The sequence below is a fragment of the Kitasatospora sp. GP30 genome (assembly GCF_029892145.1).
GTDB classification, from domain to species: domain Bacteria; phylum Actinomycetota; class Actinomycetes; order Streptomycetales; family Streptomycetaceae; genus Kitasatospora; species Kitasatospora acidiphila.
Window position 1 is genome coordinate 83,249 of sequence record NZ_JARZAH010000026.1, and the last position, 20,919, is coordinate 104,167.

Sequence of the window (20,919 nt, forward strand, 5' to 3'; positions counted from 1 at the left end):
CCATTCCAGGAAGGCTCCCAGTGGAGACCGGCTCCATCGACCTCACCGCGCTGCCCACCTTCACCCCGGACCAGTGGCACCCCGGCACCGAGCAGCTGCAGCTGCACGACGCCCGGATCAGCGCCCACGCACCCGCCGGATCCGTCGAGTTGACGTACAGTCAAGACCTGGTCCTGGTCACCGCCGCCGAACCCGTGGAACTGACGCTGCGGTTGGACGTACCGCTGGGCGACGCGGCCGGCTACTGGCACCCGAACGCCGGCTGGGTCCGCACCGTGCCCGCCGACTGGTCGCCCTGGCGGGCGGTGTCGCTGACCGACTCGGCACCGGTCGGCTGCCTGTACGACAGCAGCGGTGCCACGCTGCTGGCCTTCGGCGCCGACCGCACCGCCCAGCAGACCGCGATCCGGTTCGGCGTCTCGGAGGAGCAGAAGCGCTTCGGCATCTGGCTGCGCTGCCGGCTCGCCGCGGGCGCCACCCTGCGGGTGCGGCTCGCCGCGCCCGGCCAGAGCGTGGCGAGTGCGCTGCGCGAGCTGCGCGACTGGTTCGCCACGCTGCCCGGCGGTGCGCCGCTGCCCGTCCCGGAGTTCGGCCGCACCCCGGTCTACTCCACCTGGTACGCCTTCACCCAGGACGTCAGCGCCGCTGCCGTCGAGCGGGAGGCGGCGGTGGCGGCCGAACTCGGCTGCGGCCAGCTCTTCTTGGACGACGGCTGGCAGCTGCACGCCAACGGGCGCGGCTACGCGGGCTGCGGCGACTGGCAGCCCGATCCCGCGAAGTTCCCCGATCTGCGCGCCCACGTCGAGACCGTGCGCGGCCTGGGCCTGCGCTATGTGGCCTGGATCGCCCCGCTGCTGCTCGGCGAGCGGTCGGAGGCCTACCTGGACTGGGCCCGCTACGCCCCGGAGTACGTGCACAGCCTGGACTGCCGGATCCTGGATCCGCGCCACGCCGAGGTCCGCGAGCACATCGTGCGCAGTTGCCGCGAGGTGGTCGAGGCTCATGGACTGGACGGGCTGAAGGTCGACTTCCTGGACGAGGCCACCGTCTACGCCGGTGCGCCGATCCCCGACGAGCTCGGCGCCGGCTATCTGCACGACGTCGACCAGGCGATGGCCCAGCTGCTCACCCGGCTGCGCGAGGAGCTGCGGGCGCTGCGCGGCGACGACTTCGTGATCGAGCTGCGCCAGCCGTACGCGGGCCCCGCGATGACCGCCTTCGGCAACGCCCTGCGCGCGGTCGACTGCCCGGCCGACGCGGTCGCCAACCGGATCCGCACCCTGGACATCGGCCTGCTGGCACCCGGCGGCGCCGTCCACTCCGACATGCTGATGTGGGACCCGCAGGCCACCCCGCAGACCATGGCCCGCCAGCTGCAGGGCGCGCTGCACGCCGTGCCGCAGCTGTCGGCCCGGCTCTCCGAGCTCTCCGAACCGCACCGGGAGACCCTGGCGTTCTGGCTGGGCGTCTGGCGCGAGCTGCAACCGGCGCTCACCGGCGGCCACTACGAGCCGGGCCGCCCCGACGAGCTCTACCCGCAGGTGACGGCCCGTCATGGCGACCAGTGGGTGATCACCAGCTACGTCGACCGCCCTGCCGAACTGCCCACCGAGGGCTGGCGCGAGCTCACCCTGATCAACGCCACCCCCGCCCGCCGTCTGCTGCTGGACGTCACCGGGGCACCCCGGACGGTCCAGTTGGACGTCTTCGACGCCGCCGGCCGTCCGCAGCCGCCGCTCACCCTGAAGCTCACCCCCGGTCTGCACGCCGTGGCCGTCCCGCCCGGTGGGCTCTGCCGGGTCGCTCGGGACGCGGAATGACATAGTTGCCGCCGTTCGGGCAGCACAGGCAGCAACGTATTCGAGGGTGGTATGGAGCAGGAGAAGGTGAAGATCACCGAGGTCGCCGAGCGTGCCGGGGTGAGTCTGGCGACCGTCAGCCGGGTGCTGAACCGCAAGAGCGGCGTCTCGACGCGGACCCGGCAGCTGGTCGAGCAGGCGCTGGACGAACTCGGCTATGAGCGCAGCATCGCCGGCGGCGGTGTGATCGGTGTGATCACGCCGGGGCTGTCCAGCCCGATCTTCAGCGTGCTGGCCGAGCAGATCGGGCTGGCGCTGGCCCCGCACGGGCTGCGCGCGGTGGTCTGCCCGGCACTGCCGGGCGGGGTCCAGGAGCGGGACTTCCTCAAGTCGCTGCTCAACCTGGGCGCCACCGGCATCGTCTTCTGCTCCGCCAGCAACACCCTCGACCAGTTCGACCCCGAGGTGCTGCACCTGCTGGAGAGCCGCGCGGTGCCGTACGTCTGCATCAACGGCTGCTTCCAGGGCGGCCATTCGATCGCCTACTCCAGCGATGACGGCTATGCCGCCGAGTTGTCGGTCCGTCATCTGCGGCAGCTCGGCCACACCCGGATCGGCATGGCCGCAGGGCCGGTGGGCAATCGGCCCGCCGATCGCCGGGTGGCCGGATACCGGGCCGCCATGGCCGCGCTGGGTCTGGGCGACCACTCCGGACTGGTGGTCCGCCAGACCTACTCGGTCGAGGGCGGCCAGTTCGCCACCGAACGGCTGCTGGCCGACGGCTGCACCGCCGTGGTCGCCTGCAGCGATCAGATGGCGCTCGGCGCGATCCGCGCCGTCCGCCGCCAGGGCCTGTCGGTCCCCGGGGACGTCTCGGTGATCGGCTATGACGACGGCCCGCTGATGGAGTTCACCGACCCGCCGCTGACCACCGTGCGCCAACCGGTGGACCGGCTGGCCGCCGAGGTCGCACGCGGCCTGGTCGGCCTGCTGTCGGGGCGTCAAGTCCCGCCCGGTGAGCTGATGTTCCAACCCGAGGTCGTCGTGCGCGGCACGACCGGCCCCCACCTCGACCGGCGGCCCCCCACCTGAGGCCGTCGGGGCACTCCCCCAACAACGCTGTCGGAGGATCCTTTGCCGCACCGCACCCGCTCCCGCTTCCGCCACCGCATCCACGCGCATCTGGGCCTGGTCTCGCTGGCCGCCGGCGCGGTCAGTCTGATACCGGCCGGCCAGGCCGACGCCGCCACCAGCGACGCCGTGGTCTCCGGAAGCTCCTACTTCCTGGCCTCCGCCGCCACCGGCCAGTGCCTGGGCGGCCAGTGGGCCGCCACCGCCACCGGGACCCCGGTGGTGCAGCAGCCCTGCCAGGACCTGCTCAGCCAGCGCTGGCAGCTCACCGCCAACGGCCAGGGCGGCTGGACCATCGCCGACCGGGCCGCCGCGAGCGCCTGCCTCAGCGTCCCGGGCACGGCATCCGGCGCCGCACTGGTCGAGAACGCCTGCGACGGCAGCACCGGCGAGCAGTTCACGCTCGGCACGGCCGGCGACGGCAGCACCGTGATCCACCCGCAGAACCCGGCGCTCTGCCTGGATCTGCCGAACGGCTCCGCGACTCCCAATACCCAGATCCAGCAGTGGAGTTGCAACGGCGGCAACAACCAGGAGTGGTTGCTGACCCGGGCCGACCCGCTGCAGTTCGCCAACCCCGGCTTCGAGCAGGGCAGCAGCGGCTGGACCCTCACGGCGCACGCCGGCACCGCCGGCAACAACCCGCACCTGGGCAGCACCGCGGCCTACCTGGACGCCGGCACCGGCTACCAGGTCAGCCAGCGCATCACCGCACCGCAGGGCGGCAGTTACGACGTCAGCGCCTGGATCGCGACCGGCGCCGCGGGCGGCAGCTTCAGCGTCCAGGTCAACGGCAGCACCGCGGCCACCCTGACGCTGCCCAGCCAGTCCACCTACGCCAAGTACACGCTGCCGCGCGTCCAGGTGCATGCCGGGGACGCGGTGACCGTGGCGATCGGCTCCGCGCCCACCGGCTGGGTGAACGTCGACGACATCTCGGTTGCTCAGTCGGCGCCGAACAACCCGCAGGTCAGCTCCGACAACGCCACCTTGGCCGCGCTCTTCGACTGGGCCAAGACCAAGGCCAACTCCTTCGCCAGCCAGCCGGGTTCGACCGGTCCGATCAACGCGGACGAGAACAACTCCGGCGGCGCCGGGCAGGGCGTCTACAGCAACACCTACTGGGCCGGCTACCCGTTCCGCTCCGACTTCTACTCGCGCGACTTCGCCCACCAGCTGGCCGGGGCCCACCTGTTGGGTCTCGACGCCGACAACAAGACCATGCTGAAGTCGTTCGCCGCCTCCGCCACCGCCGGGCAGAACTACGACCCGTACTGGTCGGTCAACTTCGATGCGAAGACGCCCGGTTCGATCGACTACCACAGCCCGACCGACTTCGTCCGGGAGCTGCCGGCGCCGTTCGAGCTGGCCCAGAAGGTCAACGACGCCTACCAGTGGACCGGCGACAGCGACTACCTCAACGACCCCACGCTCTCCACGTACGTGGCCAACACGACCGGCCCGTTCATCGCCGGTCACACCGGGCCGCTGAACAACAACGGCGTGCCGATCGCCGAGGCGAGCAGCGGGGACATCTTCCAGGGCGTGGCCAGCTACAACGAGAACGGCGCCACTCTCGCCGAGTCGGGCGACTCGATCGGCTCGCAGTACCAGGCCTACCTGGCCGCCGCCGCGCTGGCCACCGCCAAGGGCAACACCGCGGACGCCACCAAGTACACCAACCTGGCGACCCAGTTGAAGACCTACTACAACAACGCGTGGAGCGGGAACCCGCGCAACTGGAACACCGTGGTGCGGGCCTATGACACCAGCGGCACCGCCTACACCGACTGGGGCAAGGAGAACTCCTGGTTCATGCCGCTCAAGGGCATCATGAACTCCGGCTACCGGGAGACCAACTACCTCAACTTCATCGACGGCCAGGCCTCCGGGACGGGCGCACCGAGCAACCTGGAGGCGGACACCTACCTCCCAGACGTCTTCTTCGCCCACAACATGAGCGCCACCGGCTGGAAGTGGATGCAGTACATCTACAACAACATCAACAACCAGCACTCGGGCGGCTTCCTCAACAGCGACTACCCCGAGGTCTCCTTCACCCTGCTGAGCCAGACCGTGCAGGGCCTGATGGGAGTCCAGCCGAACGCCGCCGCGAACGCGCTCACCACCCACGCCCAACTCCCGGGCGACATCGGCTACCTGCAGCTCACCTCGATCCCGATCGGCTCGCACACGGTGACCCTGCGGCATGACGGCCTCACCAAGTCGACCCTGACCAACACCTCCGGCACCGGTGCCCTCACCTGGACGGCGCAGTTCACCGGCGGCCACAGCGGGATCACCGTCAACGGCGTCGCCCAGCCGGTGCAGACCACCACGGTCGACGGCAACACCTACAGCTACGCGACGGTGACCGTCCCGGCCGGCCAGACCGCGGTCGTCCAGGTCACCGGCTGACGCTCCGTCACCTGAGGTGTTCCGCCGGGCCGGTGTGATGAACGGCCCGGCGGCACACGGGAGTACGGCGCCCTCGCGGCTCGGCAGGCAGTGCTACCGTCGGGACCTCCAGTCACCAACCGTCAGGGAGCGTGCCGATGAGACTGTTGCCGTTCTGGGTCCGACGCCCCATGGAGGCCCTGTACGAGCGGCGGCTCGCCGCCACCCTGGTCGGGCTGCCGGCACCGAAGCACGTCGGGATCATGCTCGACGGCAACCGCCGCTGGGCGCGGCGGGCCGGCCACGAGGACGTGCGGGAGGGCTACCGGGTCGGCGGCGCCAAGGTGCCCGGCTTCCTGGAGTGGTGCACGGCGGCCGGGATCGAACACGTCACGCTCTTCATGCTCTCCGACGACAACCTGGACCGGCCGGCCGAGCAACTCGTGCCGCTGATCGGGATCATCGAGCAGACCGTGCGGGAGATCTCGGCCGAGGGCCTCCCCTGGGAGGTCCAGGTGATCGGCGCCCTCGACCTGCTGCCCGGCGACACCGCCCGCACCCTCAAGGAGGCGGCCGCCGCCACCTCGGGCCGCGGCGGCATGCGGGTCGATGTCGCCGTCGGCTACGGCGGCCGGCGCGAGATCGCGGACGCGGTGCGGGCGGCGTTCGAGACCCACATGGCGCTCGGCGGCGACCCGGCCGACCTGGTCGCGGAGTTCGAGGTCGACCACATCAGCCGCCATCTCTACTCCAGCACCGGGCACGACAAGGTCGACCTGGTGATCCGCACCTCGGGCGAACTGCGCCTGTCCGGTTTCCTGCTCTGGCAGTCCGCCTACGCCGAGATGCACTTCGTGGACGCCTTCTGGCCGGCCTTCCGCCGCGTCGACTTCCTGCGCGCGCTGCGCTCCTACGCCAACCGGGAGCGCCGGTACGGCAAGTGACCCGCCCTAGCGGCGGCGGGCCAGGAACAGATCGCTGAACTGGATCAGGTCGATGCCGCCGCCGTGCGCGTCGAGCAGGGTGGCGACGGCGTCGAGGGCGCGGGCCCGGGCGTCGGCGGGAAGGACGCGGTAGGCGGAGATCGAGGCCAGCAGCCGCACGTAGCTTTCGCTGTCGTAGCGCACCGGTTCGCGGAAGCGGAGCGAGCGCAGGTCGGTGAACCGGCCGTCGCGGCGGCACTCGGCCTCGGGCCAGTGGTCGTACGCGCGGTCCGCACCGTCCGTGCCCGGCGCCTCGTGGTAGTCGGCGGCCAGGTCGAACATCGGGCCGGACACGCCGTGGCGCCGGTTGAGCTCGGTGAGTCGGGCGTGCAACTCGGGGTCGAGCACGCCCTGCGGGTTCCAGCACAGGGCCACGCTGCCGCCGGGTTCGAGCACCTGGTGGGCCAGCTCCCATCGCCGCGTCGGGTCGATCCAGTGCCAGCAGGTGGCCGCGAACAGCAGCCCGAACCTGCGCTCGCCCGGCTGCCACTCCTCGAAGCCGCCCACCTCGACGGTGACGCCGGGGTGGCGAGCGGTGTTGCGGCGCAGCACCTCGGCCATCCGGGGATCGGGCTCCACGCAGACCAGCGGGACTCCCCGCGCGGCGAGCGGCACCGTCGCCTTGCCCGTCCCGGCACCGATCTCCAGCGCGGTGCTGTGCTCGGCCGACTTCGCATAGTCAAGCACCGTGTCGAAGAGCTCCGACGGGTATCCGGGCCGGGCGGCGTCATACAGATCCGCCACCTCGCCGAAGATCCTGCTCTGCTCGCCCGCCTCGTCGATCGCCATCCCGACATCCTGTCGGTCCGAGCGCCCGAGCGCTCCTCATTTTCGTCAACGCGCCGTCAGGACTGGCACTTCCGGGGTCAAGGACGCGTCAGGACCGGTCCCTCGCAGAGCCGGCCCGGGTTAGCGTCGCTGCGGCGCCCGGGCCGCATTTCGGTCACCGGCCCGGCGCCCGCCGATGGCCCTTTCGGGCGGCTGCCCTCCTCCCCTGGGCAGCCGCCCGAGGGGCCGCCACTCCAGCGACTCCGAAGCATTGAACCTCATCGTTCATTTTGACCGTCTAATCTGACAGTCAGTCAACTTCGTTATACGCTGGGAGGTAATGATCATGAAGATCGCTGTTCTTGGCACCGGTGAGGTCGGCCGTCGCCTGGCGAGCGCCTTCGTGGCCAACGGGCACCAGGTCACCCTGGGCTCGCGCACGGCGGACAACACCAACGCCGCGCAGTGGGCTGCCGAGCAGGGCGGCTCGCACGGCACCTTCGCGCAGGCCGCGGCCGACGCGGAGCTGGTGGTGAACGCGACCGCCGGACTCGTCTCGCTCGACGTGCTCACCGCCGCGGGCGCGGAGAACCTGGACGGCAAGGTGGTGGTGGACGTCTCCAACCCGCTGGACTTCTCGGCGGGCTTCCCGCCCAAGGTCCTCCAGAAGGACGGCCTGAGCGTGGCCGAGCAGATCCAGCGGGCCTTCCCGGGCGCGCGGGTGGTGAAGACCCTCAACACCATGAACAACATCGTGATGGTCGAGCCGAGCCTGGTCCCCGGCCACCACAACGTCTTCGTGAGCGGCGACGACGCCGACGCCAAGACCGTGGTGACCGACCTGCTCCAGGAGTTCGGCTGGAGCTCGGCGCAGATCATCGACCTGGGTGAGCTGTCCACCGCGGGCGGCACCGAGCTGGTCCTGCCGCTCTGGGTCCAGCTGTACGGCAAGCTGGACGGCAAGCCGTTCAACTTCGCCGTGGTCACGGCCTGATCGCCGTAGCGGTCGTCGCGCGCTGATCACTGACCGGGCGGTGTGTGCAAACCCCTGAATGCACACCCCGCCCGGCTGTGCTCAGCCCTGGTCGAGCGCACGCAGTTCGGTCAGCACGTCCAGCAGCGGCTCCTGGTCGGCGCCGTCGGGCCCGCTGACGCAGAGCCGGTCGACCAGGCCGGCGTACCGTCGCCGGATCTCCCGGGCGACCTCGGCGGGCTCCCCGGCCACCGCGAAGGCGGCGAAGACCTCGTCGTCGATGAGCTCGCCCATCTCCTGCCAGCGGCCGCGCACCGACATGGGGTGCAGCCGGTCGTGCAGTTCGCCCCAGCCGTGGGTCTCCAGCACGGCCCGGTAGGCGGGGGTGGAGGCGTAGAAGGCGATCCGCTCGCGGACCTGGCGGCGGTTCTCGGTGTACTCCTGCTCGGTGCGACCGGTGGCGGTCAGCACATGGCCGACCACCTCGAACGGGCGCGCGGTCCACGGCGCCTGCTCCGCCTCCACCTTTCCACGGGCCGCCCGCAGCCGCGGCAGCACCGTGCCGCGCAGGTAGTCGGTCGTGGTGAACGGGTGGCTGAGGAATCCGTCGGCCATCGCACCGGCCGCCTCGGTCATCAGCGGCCCCACCCCGGCCAGCAGGATCGGCGGGGTGCCCTGCGGGATCGGGTCGGGCGCGAAGACCGGGGTCATCACGGTGTGGCGGTAGAACTCGCCGCGGAACGCCAGCCGCTCGCCGGTCTGCCAGCTGTGCCAGATCGCCCGGACGGCGGCGATGTACTCCCGCATCCGCGCGGCCGGGCGGTCCCACGGCATCCCGAAACGTCGCTCGATGTGCGTCTTGACCTGCGAGCCCAGTCCGATCACCGCGCGCCCGCCGGATGCCTCGTGCAGCCCCCAGGCCTCGTAGGCGAGGGTCATCGGGGTGCGGGCGAAGGCGATGGCGACGCCGGTGGCGAGCTCGATCGACTCGGTGCGGTCGGCGGCGCGGGCGAGTTGGAGGAACGGGTTGTACGAGGTCTCCGACATGCTGATCCGGTCCAGCCCGCGCCGCTCGGCGGCCACGGCCAGCGCGAGCCCCTCGGCGGGGCCGCCGGCAGCGGTGACGTCCAGGCGCAGGGGTGCATCGGTCATGTGGTTCTCCCTGGGGCGGCGGATCATGGCACGTCAGCCTATCCGGGCGCCTTTGCGTCCCCAGGGAGCACTGATCGCCGCCCGGCTTGCGGACCGGACGGCGATCAGGTCGAAGTCATCCAGTGATCAGGTCACTTGATGATCGAGTGGCTCATCTCGCAGCCGCCCTTGCCGCTGCTGGCGTCATTGGCCCAGGTGGACTGCATCGCGAAGCTGCCGGTGGCGAACTTGACGTTGGCCGAGGCGCCGGTGCCGGTGTTCACCCAGGCGCACTTGTCGCCGGTCTCCTGACCGTCGCTGGAGGTCCAACCACCGGCCGGGTTCTGGTCGGTGATGGTCTCGGCGTACTCGTGGCCCTCGACGATGGTGACGCCGTCCAGGTTGCCCGCGGTGCCGGCGTTGACGAAGTTCTGGCCGCAGCTGGCGCCCGCGTCGGTGACGTAGGGCATGTTGGTGAACGCCAGCTGTCCGTACTTCGACGGCACGGCACCGCCGTTGAGAGTGGTGTCACCGGTGTAGTCGTGCCAGGCGCAGAAGCCGCCGTTCGGGGTGTTGAAGCCGTCCGGGAAGGTGCCGGAGGGCGAGACGACGACGTACTGGACATTGCGGTTCTTGGCGGCGGTGGTGTTGCCGAAGTGGCCGGCCGCCTTGACGGCCTCGACGCCGAGGTCGTGGCCGTTGGCGGCGGACGGCTCCGCACCGGACTCGTCCACCCAGACACCGGCCAGCGCGCCGCCGGTCGGGTAGCCGACGTGCTTGGCGTTGCTCGGGCAGCTCTGGGCGCCGGTGGCGATGCCCTCGCAGTACTGGGTCATCACGCCGGACCAGGTCTCGTGGTTGGCGCCGATCCCCTTGAAGAGAGCCTGCAGGCGCGGGGCGGTGCCAGTGGAGTCCCCGCTCAGCGTGGTGTAGCCCTGGGCGTTGGTGCTCTTCTTGCCCCACTGCGAGCCCCAGAAGACCAGGTAGACGCGCGGCGCACCGGTGGTGACGCCGATCTTCGGGCTGCCCGCGCCGCCGCCGTAGCTCATGTTCACGGAGGAGGTGGCGGCCGCGTCCTGGGCCGTGCCGAGCATCGGAACGGCGCCGTGGCGGTACGCGTGGTCCGGGTCGGCGCCGGCCGGGGCGGCGAACGCGGCCGAGCCTGCGGCGAGCAGCGAGGCGGTGACGGCGGCGGCCAGGACGGTGCGGGCGGAGGTGCGTCGGATTCCCATACGGGGTCCTCTCTCGGGTCCTGCTCAGTGAGGGGTCGGTGCAGGCGTGCCGTTCTCGGGGAACGCGGTATGGAGCCGCAGCGGGTTCCGCCGGTGTGATCAAGGCCGAGCGATCCGCGCAGGCTGACGTCGCGTCAGACCGTGCAGCGACTGACGATGAGTCAGGCCTCTTCCCCCTGAGTGCTGCAGACATCGAACAGCGATCGACGTCTGGGCGATGACCGTAGATGGCTGACGGTTCGCCGTCAATATGCCGATCACATTTCCCCCACGCTGAGCGGCGATCGTTCACGCTCGGCAACCACGATCCGGCCGACGGGACGGCCTGCCTGAGCCGTGGGCGCGTCGGCGACTGCCAAGCTGGGTAGGGCGAGAGTCGAGCAGCAGCCCCCGGAGCCGACGGAACGGAGCCATGGCCACCACGTCCACGATCCCACCCATGAAGGCGCCCGCGATTCCGACGGTCCCCGGCGCCCTCCCCGTGCTCGGGCACGCCCTGCAACTCCTGTGCGACCCTCTGGGGTTCGTCCGCGGCCTGCCGCGGCACGGCGAGCTGGTCCGGGTGCGGCTGGGCACGCACCCCGTGGTCGTGGTGTGCGATCCGGAGCTCACCCGGCGACTGCTGCTGGACGACCGGTCCTTCGACAAGGTCGGCCCGATCTACCAGCGCTCCCAGGACGTGGTGGGCGACGGGCTGGCCGGCTGCCCGCACAGCCGCCACCGGCGCCAACGGCGGCTCTGCCAGCCGTCCTTCCATCCGCACCGGATCCCGGAGTACGCCCCGCACTTCACGGCCGCGGCCGAACACCGCATCGGCACCTGGCAGGACGGCCAGCTCATCGACGTCAGCCGCGAGTTGATGACGATGACGATGCGCAGCTCGGTGTCGGCCATGTTCGCCGCCGAACTACCGTCCCAGGTCGAGCAGTTGCTGCTGACCGATCTCACGACGCTGCTCAACGGCTCGTTCCGGCAGATCGTGAGCCCCGCCCTGCTCAACCAGCTGCCGACGCGGGCCAATCAGCGCTACCAGCTGGCAACCGAGCGGTTCGGCAGGACACTTCGGGAGATCATCGGCCACCGCCGCACCGATCGCACCGGTCCGGCCGATCTGCTCTCCAGTCTGCTGGGCACCGTCGACCCCGAGGACCCGCACGGCCAGGCGGTTCTGACGGACCATGAGATCAGTGACCAGTTGCGGACGTTCTTCGTCGCCGGGACGGAGACCACTGCCGCCACGCTGGGTTGGGCGCTCCACCTGCTCTCCCGCCACCCACGGGTGCAGTCCGCGCTGCAGGCCGAGGCCGACGCCGTGCTGGCCGGTTCACTGCCCACCGCTGCCGATCTCCCGGCGCTGCGGACCACCGCGAACGTGATCACCGAGACGCTGCGGCTCTACCCGCCGGCCTGGATGCTCACCCGGGAGACCACCCAGCCGGTGGAGCTCGGCGGACACGCCTTCCCGACGGCCACCCAGGTCGCCTGGAGCCCGTATCTGCTCCACCACCGCCCGGACTTCTACCCCGAGCCCGAACGCTTCGACCCGGAGCGCTGGTCGGAGCGCAAGCCCGACCGCACCACGTTCCTCCCGTTCGGCAGCGGCCCGCGCAAGTGCATCGGCGACCAGTTCGCGCTGACCCAAGCCACCTTGGCGCTCGCCATGCTCGCCGCCCGCTGGCAGTTCACCCCAGTGGCCGGCCCTCCGGTGAAGCCGGTCGCCAAGAGCACCCTGACGCCGCGGGGGCTGCGGCTGCGGGTCACCCGGCGCTGAAGTCCTGTCGGCCGCAGGCCTCTTGAAAGAGCCGTTCGGCCGCCGCGACGGCCCGCGCCAGCACCTCCGGGGCCGGCGTCAGCGAGCACAGCACCTCGTCGAACCCGCGCAGCCCGGCGCGCTGCAGCAGCCGCTTCTCGTTGGTCACCCACTCCCCCCGCGCGGCCAGGATCCCGTGCGCGGTCTGCGCCGCCGCCACGGCCAACGCGCCGGCCAGCTCGGTGACCTGGCCGCCCTTCGGGTAGGCCGCCTTGGCGTACCCCAGGGTCAGCGCGGCCCGGCCGTGCCACTCCTCGGCGGCGGCGCGGCGCAGCGCCTGCGGGTAGTCGGGGCGCGGCAGGCTGCCGTGCAGCACCTGGTTGACAGCCAGTTCGGCGAGCAGCAGATAGCTGGGAATGCCCGCGAGGTGGAACAGCAGCGGCTCGATGTCGAAGCGGCCTTCCCGACTGTCCGTCAGGATCCGTTCCACCGCGTCGAGATCACGGTAGTGCACGTCCACCCGCCGACCGTCCACGGTGAGCCAGGCGCCGCCGTTGAAGACGCCGCCGCCCCAGCCGCCGAGTTCGGAGACCTCGCCGGGCCAGCCCAGGGCGCGCAGGTCGGCGGGGTCGAACGGGCCGCGGTAGTAGACGGCCACGTCCCAATCGCTGGCCGCGGTGTGGGTGCCCTGGCCCCGGGAGCCGCCGAGGGCGACGGCCCGCACGGTGGGCAGGGCGGCCAGCCGCTCGGTGAGGTGCGCCAGGAACTCGTCGTCGGTCATGCGTCTCCTGTTGCCGTGCATGTGGATGCGGGGGCGCCGAACCGGGCCAGGTAGTGCCACACCTTCTTCAGCGCCTGCGGGTCGTGGCGCCCGGTGCGGGCGGCGTCGCCGATGATGCGCGGGTCCAGCATGCCGTCCTGGGCGACCTCCTCCGCCAGCGCCACGTACTCCGGCCCCCGGAAGTCGGGGTACCGGCGCAGCTGGGCCGCGGCGATCCGCCAGCCGGGATGCCACTGCACCGGGCAGGGCAGCCGGCGGGCGGCCGCCTCGACCTCGGTACCGCGGTAACTCGGGTCCAGCACCAACGCGGTGACATCGCGGTCGAACCGGACCGCGCCGTGCACCTGGGCCTCTATGTAGTCGTCCAGCGCGTCCCGCCGGTCGGCCGCGGCCAGCTCGATCAGGCCCATCCGGTCCGCGACCCCGAAGTCGGTGGGTTCGGTGAAGCTGTCCGGGTAGCAGAAGGTGGTGCGCTCCAGGGCCTCGGCCGTCAGCCGGAAGTGCGCGGAGCCGAAGCGCGGGGCGGCGCCGAACGGCCGGCGGCGGAAGTTCAGCGCGCCGTAGACGGGGCGGTGCTGCGGCTCGGTCGCGTCGTAGGCCTCGCCGAAGATCCGGCTCTCCCAGCGCCAGCGGTCGCCGCCGGGAAAGGCGCTCAGCCCGCCGTTGCTGGTACCGGTGGTGAACTGCGAGCGGTAGACGCCGTCCGCCGCCATCCGGGCCAGGATCGGCTCGCCGTCGACCAGCCGGTCGGGGTGGAAGTTGAGGGTCAGCGGCAGCCGACGGTCCAGCGGGGGCCCGCCGGCGAGCCCGGCGACATGCCGCAGCGCACGCTCGGCGGGCGTCGCTCCCGGCGTCGGGTCAGCAGTCATGGCTGGCATTGTGCCTGACCTCGATCATCAGCCGCCATCAGATTGTCAGCTAGGTCCGGCCGCTATCTGATGATCATTCAGCCCGGGCATCCGGGTGCGAATTCCGTGAAGCCGCACTGAGCGAGCCGACGCGCGGGAAGGAGCCGGAGCATGCCCCTCGCACCCAGTGAGCCGCTCACGGCGGCAACGGTGAAGCAGTGGCTGCGACGGCCGGTGGTCGATCAGGCCATCCGGGCTACCGCCGCGGCCACCATCGCCTACATCGTGGCAGTGCACCTGAGCAGCCAGCGCGCCCCACTGACCGCACCGCTCACCGCGCTGCTGGTGGTGCAGGTGACCGTCTACTCCACGCTGACCACCAGCATCCGCCGGATCGCCGCGGTGGTCGTCGGGGTGCTGATCGCGGTCCTGTTCAGTGCGGTGGTCGGGCTGTCCTGGTGGAGCCTGGCGCTGATCATCGTGGCCTCGCTGATGATCGGCCACCTGGTGCGGGTCGACGAGTTCGTCAGCGAGGTGGCGATCAGCGCGATGCTGATCCTCGGCGTCACCCAAGTGGGCTCCCAGGCCTGGGACCGGGTGCTGGAGACCCTGATCGGTGCGGTGGTCGGGCTGGTCTTCAACCTGGTGCTCGCGCCGCCGGTCTGGGTGGACACCGCCGGCGAGTCCATCGAGGACCTGGCCCGCCGGGCCCGCCACCTGCTGCTGGAGATCGCCGAGGAGCTCGGCCGCCCGACCCCGGTGGCGCGCGCCGCCGCCCGGCTGCACGAGGCCCGCGAACTCGACCAGGCGATCGCCGAGGTCGACGCGGCCCTGCGCCAGGCCGAGGACAGCCTGCGGTTCAACCCCCGGATCCGCGAGGGCCTGCTCTCCCGCCTCGTGCTGCGCACCGGCCTGGACACCCTGGAGATCTGCGTCGTGGTGATCCGGGTGCTGGCCCGCTCGCTCACCGACCTGGCCAAGCGGCGCGGCGAGGACGAACAACTGCTGGCCCCGGAACTGGCCCTCGGCATGGAGGAACTGCTCGACCACCTGGGCGGCGCGCTGGTCAGCTTCGCCGTCATGGTGACCGACCAGGTGGGCCGCAGCGCCCAGGAGGCCGAGGACCGCCTCACCTCCGACCTCGCGGCCGCCTGGACCATCCGCGACAACCTCGCCCAGCAGATGCTCCGCCGCATCCAGGAGCACCCCCTCGCCTGGCAGCTCCACGGCGCCCTCCTCGCCGAGGCCGACCGCATCCTGGACGAACTCGATCTGGAACACCGCACCCGCCGCCTGATGGAGGAACTCGACCGCGCCGCCGTCGCCAACGGCACCCGCCTGGAGCGCCTCGGCTTCGCGGGCCGACTGGCGGAACGGGTAGCCCGAACGGTGCGAGGCCGGGAGTGACAGCCTCGCAGGGGAGGACGGGGCAAGCGGGCGCCGTCAGCGGGACATGCGAGAGCGGCCTGCGAGGGCGGCCGGAGTCCGCCGCCCTCGCAGGGCGTCATGCGTTGGGCAACCGGTCGATCAGCCGCAGTGGAAGGCCGGGCTCTGCCAGAGGGCGGAGACGTTGGCGGTGTTCTCGGTTTCCGCGACGATGCCGATGCACTGGCCGGCGGCCGACACGTGGACCGGGCCGGCGTAGTAGCTGTAGTTCTTCCAGTCGTCGTTCTCGTCGATGGCGGTGCAGGCGCCGCCGCCGACGGTCTGCGAGCACTCGATCAGGGTGATGCCGGTGTAGGTCGACACGCCGTAGAGGCTTCCGGCCTTCACGTTGACCGCGCAGTTCTGGCCGGTGGAGGCGTCCCAGAACAGGTGGACGTAGCTGAACGCCGTGCCGGTCGCCGGGACCGCGTACGGCGAGCCGCTGACCTCGTTGCCCGAGCAACCCCACCCGCTGGCCGAGGCGTTGGACGCCGAGGCCAGGGTGACGCCGCCGGCCATGGTGACGGCCGCCAGCACCGGTGCGATCCGGCGAACAAGTCCGCGCATGGGATTCCTCTTTCCTTCAAACCGGCTTCGGGGAGGGCCGGTTGACGACATGGCTGTGCCGCGTCACCGCATGATTGGGGTTTTCGTCCAACGAAGGCGCGCTCACAGCGAGTTGGGCAGGCCCATGATGGCATTCCCGCAGGTCACTGGGAAGGCGCCGGATCCAGGCGAGACGGTCCGCGATACATGCGCACATTCACGGCACTTGCGCACCGACATGCATCAACTCGGCGAAATGCCTCACCCCTCAGCCGACCAGGCGCCGGCGCCAGGCCAGCGGTGTCACGGTGATGGCGCGGCTCGGGTCGTGGTTCCACTCGGTGGGGAGGCCGACCGCCTCCAGGGCTGCGGCGACCTCGTGGCCGATGGCCGCGGTGGTCTCCGCAGAGCCGTCGAAACCGCCGTAGAGGAGCGTCAGTCCGTGGCCGGCCGCGGCGGAGTCCGTGCACTGGGTGTGGAAGTAGACGAAGCCGCGGGCGTCGGGCTGGCCCTCGGCGCTGATCTCGGACTGGCCGCAGCCGCGGCAGCAAGTGAAGTTCTCGCGGGCGGTGATGCCGGCCTCGTCCAGCGCGGCGAAGGCACGGGTGAGCCGCTCGGGGTCGGTGATGCCCTGCCAACCGGCCTGCTCCGCAACGCGTTCCAGCCACAGCCGATCGACCAGGGCCGTCGCCTGCCCGCGCGAGACGGGCCGACGGTCCGCGGTGACCAGGTACTCCTCGGCGAGCTCGGTCAGTTCGGTGCGGGAGGCATAGCCGCCGACGAGCACCACGCGGACCCGCTGCTCCAACTCCCGTTGCTCGGCCTCGTCGAGATCGAGCGGCGGGACCTCCTCGCTCGGCCCCATGTCCAGCCGCGACCAGGCCGGTTCGGCCTCCCACCCGGCCACCTGGCGGGCCCAGCCGGTGAGCGCCGCGATCACGGTTTCCGGAGTCTGGACGATCGTCTGGAAGTGCCGGTCGGCAGCCCCGTCGCGGTACTCCAGCGTGTAGTCACCGCCCGCCTCGTGCCATACCTGAGCGAAGACGTCGGGCAGGTCGGGCACTCGCTGGACCACCAGGAACCGGTCCCCTGCATCGCCGATCCGCCGGATCAGCCCGGCCAGTTCCTCGGCGGACACGCGGACGTACCGCTCCCAGTTCTCCGTCTGCACCACGATTTCGAGCATGGGCAGACTCTTGCACACGCCGGTGACAGCAGTGCGTCAGCCCACGTCCGCGAGCAGCTGCTCCGAAACCACCCATAGCCGCCGGGCGTTGTCCGTCATGGACTTCACGGATGTGTCGCTGACCGCGCTACGCCTGTTCCGCGCGGTGGCCGAGCAGGGGGACCTTCACCGCGGCCGCGGCCTCGCTGGGGTACACCCAGTCGGCGGTGTCCCGGCAGATCGCCTCGCTGGAGCGGGTCGCGGGCACGGAGTTGCTTGAGCTGCGGCGCCTGCTGCTGGCCCGGCTTCCGCAGTCGCCGAGCGAGCCCGTCGTCCGCCTCGCGGCCGCGCTGCGGGCCGCGGCCTTCGGGAGCGGCGCCGTTCCGAACCCGTGACTCCGGAGCCCTGAGGGTGTCCTGGATTCGGCAACCCGGTCGACACGGGGAGATCGATTGACGGATAGTCACGTCATGGTTGATCCGTTCTCAACGCCGTTCCCGGCTTCCTACCGGTGTCGGGCGGCGACCGTGGCCGACGCCCGCGCGATCCACGAGCTGGTGGCCGCCTGCGAACGCGAGCTGCTCGGCGCGCCCGAGACCGAGCCCGACCGGACGGTGGCCGATCTCACCCTGCCCGGCATCGATCTGGCCGCCGACACCCTGCTGGTACTCAACTCGTTTGAGCAGATTGCTGGTTGGGCCTGGGTACACGGCGGTCGACGCAGCACGGTCGACGTGCACCCCGGCCATCGGGGGAAGGGGCTGGGCGGTGTGCTTCTCGACTGGGCCGAGGCGCGGGCCCGGCGGACGGGCAGTGAGCGGCTCAGCCAGACGATCTCGAACGAGGATCGGGCGGCGGTGCAGCTGCTGCGGTCCCGTGGGTACGAGCCGTTCGTCACCCAGTGGCTGCTGGAGATCGCGCTGGCCGCCGAGCCGGCGGTGCCCGCGCCGCCGCCCGGGATCACCGTGCGCTGGTTCCGCCCCGGTGACGAGCAGGCCGCCTACCAGCTCACCGAGGACGCTTTCGACGAGTGGCAGAAGCGGCGCAAGTCGTACCAGGAGTGGGCCCGGCGCACCGTCGAGCGCGACACCTTCGCACCGGCGCTCTCACCGGTCGCCTTCGCCGGCGATCAGATGGTCGGCGCGGTGTTGTCGTTGAGCGTCCCGGGCAGTGACGAGGGCTATGTCGAGCGGGTGGCGGTCCGCAATGACCACCGCAACCGGGGGATCGCCCGCTTGCTGCTGCGGGAGTCGTTCCGCGCCTTCTACCGCCAGGGCCGCCGGACCTGCACCTTGTGGACGCATTCGGAGACCGGCGCGCTGGCCCTGTACCAGCGGGTGGGCATGACGATCCGTCGCAGCTCCGCGGTCTACGGCAAGGCACTCGGCACCGACTAGCGCGGAACGGGAACCGAGAGGCATGCCGCCGGCACCCCGCCTGCGGGTGCCGACAGTTACGCCCGAAGGACCGTTCCCGTCGCCCCGCGCCCCCTGCCACGATCCACCGAACGCGGCCGCCTCACCCCGACGCCGCCAGCAGCGTCTCCCCCGCCGCCGTGCGGGCGTACAGCACCCAGCGCCCCGCGCGGTGCGCGCTCACCAACCCGGCGGCGCGCAGGGCGGTGAGGTACTGGGAGACGGCGGCCGCGGACAGGCCGGTGCGGTGGGCGAGTTCGGTGGTGCTGGCGGGGGTGTCCAGCTCGATCAGCAGACGGGTGCGGGAGCGGCCGAGCACGGCGGCCAGGGCGGCGCCGTCCGCGGTCGGCCGGGGCTCCCAGAGGGTGCCGGATCCCCGGGCGGGGTAGGCGAGTTGCGGCGGGTCGGGCGGCGCGATCCGGCTGCGCACGCGGTCCCCGCCGAAGGCGACGGGAACCAGGACCAGGCCCGGACCGGTGCGCCGGCGGGCCAAGGACTGCTTCCGACCGCGCAGCCGCAGCCGGGTGCCGTCCCAACTCAGCGACTCGTGCAGGTCGTCGAGGAGGTGTCCGGCGCCGCGCTCGGCGACCTGCCGGGCCCGGTGGAAGAGGTCGGCGTCCAGCACGGCACGGATCCGGGACCAGTAGGGCGCCAGCGCCAGCTGCCAGTACGCCTCGATCTCGGCGGCCAGCCGGTCGAGCCGAGCCGGCGGGTCCGCGTGCAGGGCGCGCAGCCTCGGCCCCAACGGGCCCTGATGGCGCGCCAGGTGGTCCAGATCGCGTCGCACCCGGTCGGCCGGGGTGGCGGTGAGCACGGCCAACTCCTCGGCCAGTGTGGGGGCCGGGCCGGTCGGCGCCGGGTTGAGGAAGTCGGGGGCGTACCCGGGGTGCGCGAACAGCTCGGCCAGCCAGCCGCCGTCCAGCCCGGCGGCCGTCACCCGCGGCCTGACCTGCTCGGCCCAGCGCCGGTGCACCGGATGCGCGGCGGCCGATCGCAGCAGCCGGTAGCTGGCCACCACCTCCCAGAGCGGCGAGACGGCGAACCGCAGCCGGGCCAGGTCGTCCACCGAGAAGTCCAGTTCAGCCGGCACGCCACCACCTTGGATTCACGGATGTCCGAATCGGTTCCGTCGCACCCTAGCGCGTGGTGATCATTCCGGCATGACTTCAGAAACGGCTACCGCCTCCGGCAGTTGGACCCTCGGCGACCTGCGGGTGCGCCGGGTCGGCTTCGGCACCATGCGCCTCCCGCAGCACGGCGCGGCCTTCGCACCCGGCAGTCCGCCGCGCGACCGCGCCCAGGCGATCCGGGTGCTGCGCCGGGCCGTTGACCTCGGCGTCAACCACCTGGACACCGCCGCCTTCTACTTCTCCGCGCTGCGCAGTGCCAATGAGCTGATCAACCGGGCGCTGGCCCCCTACCCCGACGATCTGGTGATCACCACCAAGGTGGGCCCAGGGCGTGGCCCGGCGGGCGACTGGCTGCCGCATGCCCGCCCGGAGCAGCTGCGCGGGCAGGTGGAGGAGAACCTGCGCCAACTCGGCCGCGACCACCTGGACGTGGTGAACCTGCGGGTGCTCGGCACCGACTCGATCGCCGAACGCTTCGGCGTGCTGGCCGAGTTGCGCGAGGCCGGGCTGATCCGGCAGCTGGGCCTGTCCAATGTGACGGCCGACCAGCTCGCCGAGGCCCGGGCGGTCGCACCGGTGGTGTGCGTGCAGAACCTGTACGGCGTCGGGGACGCCACCGGTGAGCGGCAGGCGCTGCTGCGCGACTGTGGCGAGCAGGGCATCGCCTACGTGCCGTTCTACTCGATCGCCGGTCCCGGCCGGGAGGCCGGGGCGCGCGGCGCCGAGCTGCCGGAGGTACTGGCGGTGGCACGGGCCCACGGGGTGACGGCGGCCCAGGTGCGGATCGCCTGGACGCTCCACCAGGGCCCGCACGTGCTGGCCATCCCGGGCACCGGCGACCTGGCGCACCTGGCCGAGAACGTCGCCGCGGGCGCGCTGCGGCTCACCGAGGCGGAGCTGGCCGAGCTGAACGCACTGGGCTGACAGTGAGGATGTGTGGTGGCTTCTCCGGCGGGTCTGACTCACGGGCTGACCGACGCCGGCTGGCTGTCCTTTGCGGGATTCGTCGGCCCGTCTGGAGGAGCCACCGCACGCGACCGGACGGGCGACCGTGACCTAATAGGAGCTTGGTCCAGAAGCCCCGCCACTGTCTTGTCCGCCCGCCCGGCCGGCGCGTGCTGCCCCACCCGGTTCAGCGAGAGGACGGCAGTGACCAGCATGACGGATCAGGCCCTGGAAGTCACAGGCGGCGTGGATACCCACGGCAGGACCCACCACGCGGCCGTGATCGACCGGATCGGCCGCCACCTGGCCGACCGCGAGTTCCCCGCCACCGGCGTGGGATACCGCCAACTGCTGGCCTGGCTAAGCTCATTCGGCGCCGTTACCGCAGTCGGGGTGGAGGGCACGGGGGCCTACGGAGCCGAGCTGGCCCGTGTCCTGCGCCGAGCCGGGCTGACCGTGATCGAGGTCGATCGGCCCGACCGCAAGACCCGCCGGATGAA

General features: G+C 71.7%; 18 protein-coding genes and 1 pseudogene. 11 read left to right on the forward strand and 8 right to left on the reverse strand.

Features of this window, described 5'->3' with window-relative positions:
* Nucleotides 1-20: 20 nt before the first annotated feature.
* The 4 genes from P3T35_RS28260 (at nucleotide 21) to P3T35_RS28275 (ending at nucleotide 6,271) form a co-directional block, all read left to right on the forward strand.
* The gene (locus P3T35_RS28260) at nucleotides 21-1,820 is read left to right on the forward strand and encodes a glycoside hydrolase family 36 protein (protein WP_180356286.1); all 1,800 of its coding nucleotides are present in this window, start codon (nucleotides 21-23) and stop codon (nucleotides 1,818-1,820) included.
* 51 nt (nucleotides 1,821-1,871) lie between these two features.
* Entirely contained in the window at nucleotides 1,872-2,891 is a 1,020-nt protein-coding gene (locus P3T35_RS28265; protein WP_101378686.1) for a LacI family DNA-binding transcriptional regulator, read from the forward strand.
* Nucleotides 2,892-2,933: 42 nt separating this feature from the next.
* On the forward strand, nucleotides 2,934-5,348 hold the full coding sequence (locus P3T35_RS28270) for an RICIN domain-containing protein (RefSeq protein ID WP_101378687.1): 2,415 nt from the start codon (nucleotides 2,934-2,936) through the stop codon (nucleotides 5,346-5,348).
* A gap of 146 nt (nucleotides 5,349-5,494) precedes the next feature.
* Nucleotides 5,495-6,271, forward strand: a complete 777-nt coding sequence (locus P3T35_RS28275; RefSeq protein ID WP_180356843.1) for an isoprenyl transferase — start codon at nucleotides 5,495-5,497, stop codon at nucleotides 6,269-6,271.
* Between the two features lie 6 nt (nucleotides 6,272-6,277).
* Here P3T35_RS28275 and P3T35_RS28280 read toward each other — a convergent pair whose 3' ends face one another.
* Nucleotides 6,278-7,099 (reverse strand): class I SAM-dependent methyltransferase, encoded by an 822-nt coding sequence (locus P3T35_RS28280; RefSeq protein ID WP_101378689.1) that lies wholly within the window; start codon nucleotides 7,097-7,099, stop codon nucleotides 6,278-6,280.
* Nucleotides 7,100-7,424: 325 nt separating this feature from the next.
* On the opposite strand from P3T35_RS28280, the gene P3T35_RS28285 reads away from it, so the two are divergent.
* A complete protein-coding gene (locus tag P3T35_RS28285) occupies nucleotides 7,425-8,072 on the forward strand; it encodes an NAD(P)-binding domain-containing protein (RefSeq protein WP_101384790.1) in 648 nt (215 codons plus the stop codon).
* Between the two features lie 81 nt (nucleotides 8,073-8,153).
* Here P3T35_RS28285 and P3T35_RS28290 read toward each other — a convergent pair whose 3' ends face one another.
* Complete coding sequence (locus P3T35_RS28290; RefSeq protein ID WP_180356287.1) at nucleotides 8,154-9,203, reverse strand: TIGR03617 family F420-dependent LLM class oxidoreductase; 1,050 nt, start codon at nucleotides 9,201-9,203, stop codon at nucleotides 8,154-8,156.
* A gap of 131 nt (nucleotides 9,204-9,334) precedes the next feature.
* Nucleotides 9,335-10,414, reverse strand: a complete 1,080-nt coding sequence (locus P3T35_RS28295) for a hypothetical protein (protein ID WP_101378690.1) — start codon at nucleotides 10,412-10,414, stop codon at nucleotides 9,335-9,337.
* A 439-nt stretch (nucleotides 10,415-10,853) separates the two neighbouring features.
* Here P3T35_RS28295 and P3T35_RS28300 point away from each other — a divergent pair, with 439 nt between their 5' ends.
* Nucleotides 10,854-12,185: a cytochrome P450 gene (locus P3T35_RS28300; protein WP_101378691.1), complete on the forward strand. Its 1,332-nt coding sequence runs from the start codon at nucleotides 10,854-10,856 to the stop codon at nucleotides 12,183-12,185.
* Here P3T35_RS28300 and P3T35_RS28305 read toward each other — a convergent pair.
* Together P3T35_RS28305 and P3T35_RS28310 are read right to left on the reverse strand one after the other, a co-directional pair.
* Nucleotides 12,172-12,945, reverse strand: a complete 774-nt coding sequence (locus P3T35_RS28305) for a nucleotidyltransferase domain-containing protein (protein ID WP_101378692.1) — start codon at nucleotides 12,943-12,945, stop codon at nucleotides 12,172-12,174. The genes P3T35_RS28300 and P3T35_RS28305 overlap by 14 nt on opposite strands.
* The gene (locus P3T35_RS28310) at nucleotides 12,942-13,814 is read right to left on the reverse strand and encodes a DUF3626 domain-containing protein (RefSeq protein WP_101378693.1); all 873 of its coding nucleotides are present in this window, start codon (nucleotides 13,812-13,814) and stop codon (nucleotides 12,942-12,944) included. The genes P3T35_RS28305 and P3T35_RS28310 overlap by 4 nt, the downstream gene beginning before the upstream one ends.
* 150 nt (nucleotides 13,815-13,964) lie before the next feature.
* Here P3T35_RS28310 and P3T35_RS28315 point away from each other — a divergent pair, with 150 nt between their 5' ends.
* A complete protein-coding gene (locus tag P3T35_RS28315; protein ID WP_101378694.1) occupies nucleotides 13,965-15,200 on the forward strand; it encodes an aromatic acid exporter family protein in 1,236 nt (411 codons plus the stop codon).
* A gap of 120 nt (nucleotides 15,201-15,320) precedes the next feature.
* On the opposite strand, the gene P3T35_RS28320 is transcribed toward P3T35_RS28315, so the two are convergent.
* Entirely contained in the window at nucleotides 15,321-15,785 is a 465-nt protein-coding gene (locus P3T35_RS28320; RefSeq protein WP_101378695.1) for a hypothetical protein, read from the reverse strand.
* A gap of 247 nt (nucleotides 15,786-16,032) precedes the next feature.
* The gene (locus P3T35_RS28325) at nucleotides 16,033-16,950 is read right to left on the reverse strand and encodes a hypothetical protein (RefSeq protein ID WP_101378696.1); all 918 of its coding nucleotides are present in this window, start codon (nucleotides 16,948-16,950) and stop codon (nucleotides 16,033-16,035) included.
* A 97-nt stretch (nucleotides 16,951-17,047) separates the two neighbouring features.
* Between P3T35_RS28325 and P3T35_RS28330 the strand changes: the two are divergent.
* Together P3T35_RS28330 and P3T35_RS28335 are read left to right on the forward strand one after the other, a co-directional pair.
* Nucleotides 17,048-17,219 (forward strand): annotated as a pseudogene (locus P3T35_RS28330) (LysR family transcriptional regulator); the annotation flags it as partial.
* 180 nt (nucleotides 17,220-17,399) lie between these two features.
* The gene (locus tag P3T35_RS28335) at nucleotides 17,400-18,326 is read left to right on the forward strand and encodes a GNAT family N-acetyltransferase (RefSeq protein ID WP_101378697.1); all 927 of its coding nucleotides are present in this window, start codon (nucleotides 17,400-17,402) and stop codon (nucleotides 18,324-18,326) included.
* Between the two features lie 121 nt (nucleotides 18,327-18,447).
* Here P3T35_RS28335 and P3T35_RS28340 read toward each other — a convergent pair whose 3' ends face one another.
* Complete coding sequence (locus P3T35_RS28340) at nucleotides 18,448-19,434, reverse strand: ArsR family transcriptional regulator (protein ID WP_180356288.1); 987 nt, start codon at nucleotides 19,432-19,434, stop codon at nucleotides 18,448-18,450.
* Between the two features lie 70 nt (nucleotides 19,435-19,504).
* Between P3T35_RS28340 and P3T35_RS28345 the strand changes: the two genes are divergently transcribed.
* Together P3T35_RS28345 and P3T35_RS28350 are read left to right on the forward strand one after the other, a co-directional pair.
* The gene (locus P3T35_RS28345) at nucleotides 19,505-20,398 is read left to right on the forward strand and encodes an aldo/keto reductase (protein ID WP_101378698.1); all 894 of its coding nucleotides are present in this window, start codon (nucleotides 19,505-19,507) and stop codon (nucleotides 20,396-20,398) included.
* 234 nt (nucleotides 20,399-20,632) lie between these two features.
* Nucleotides 20,633-20,919 (forward strand): transposase (locus P3T35_RS28350; protein ID WP_280708280.1); only part of this gene is annotated, 287 nt, incomplete at its 3' end.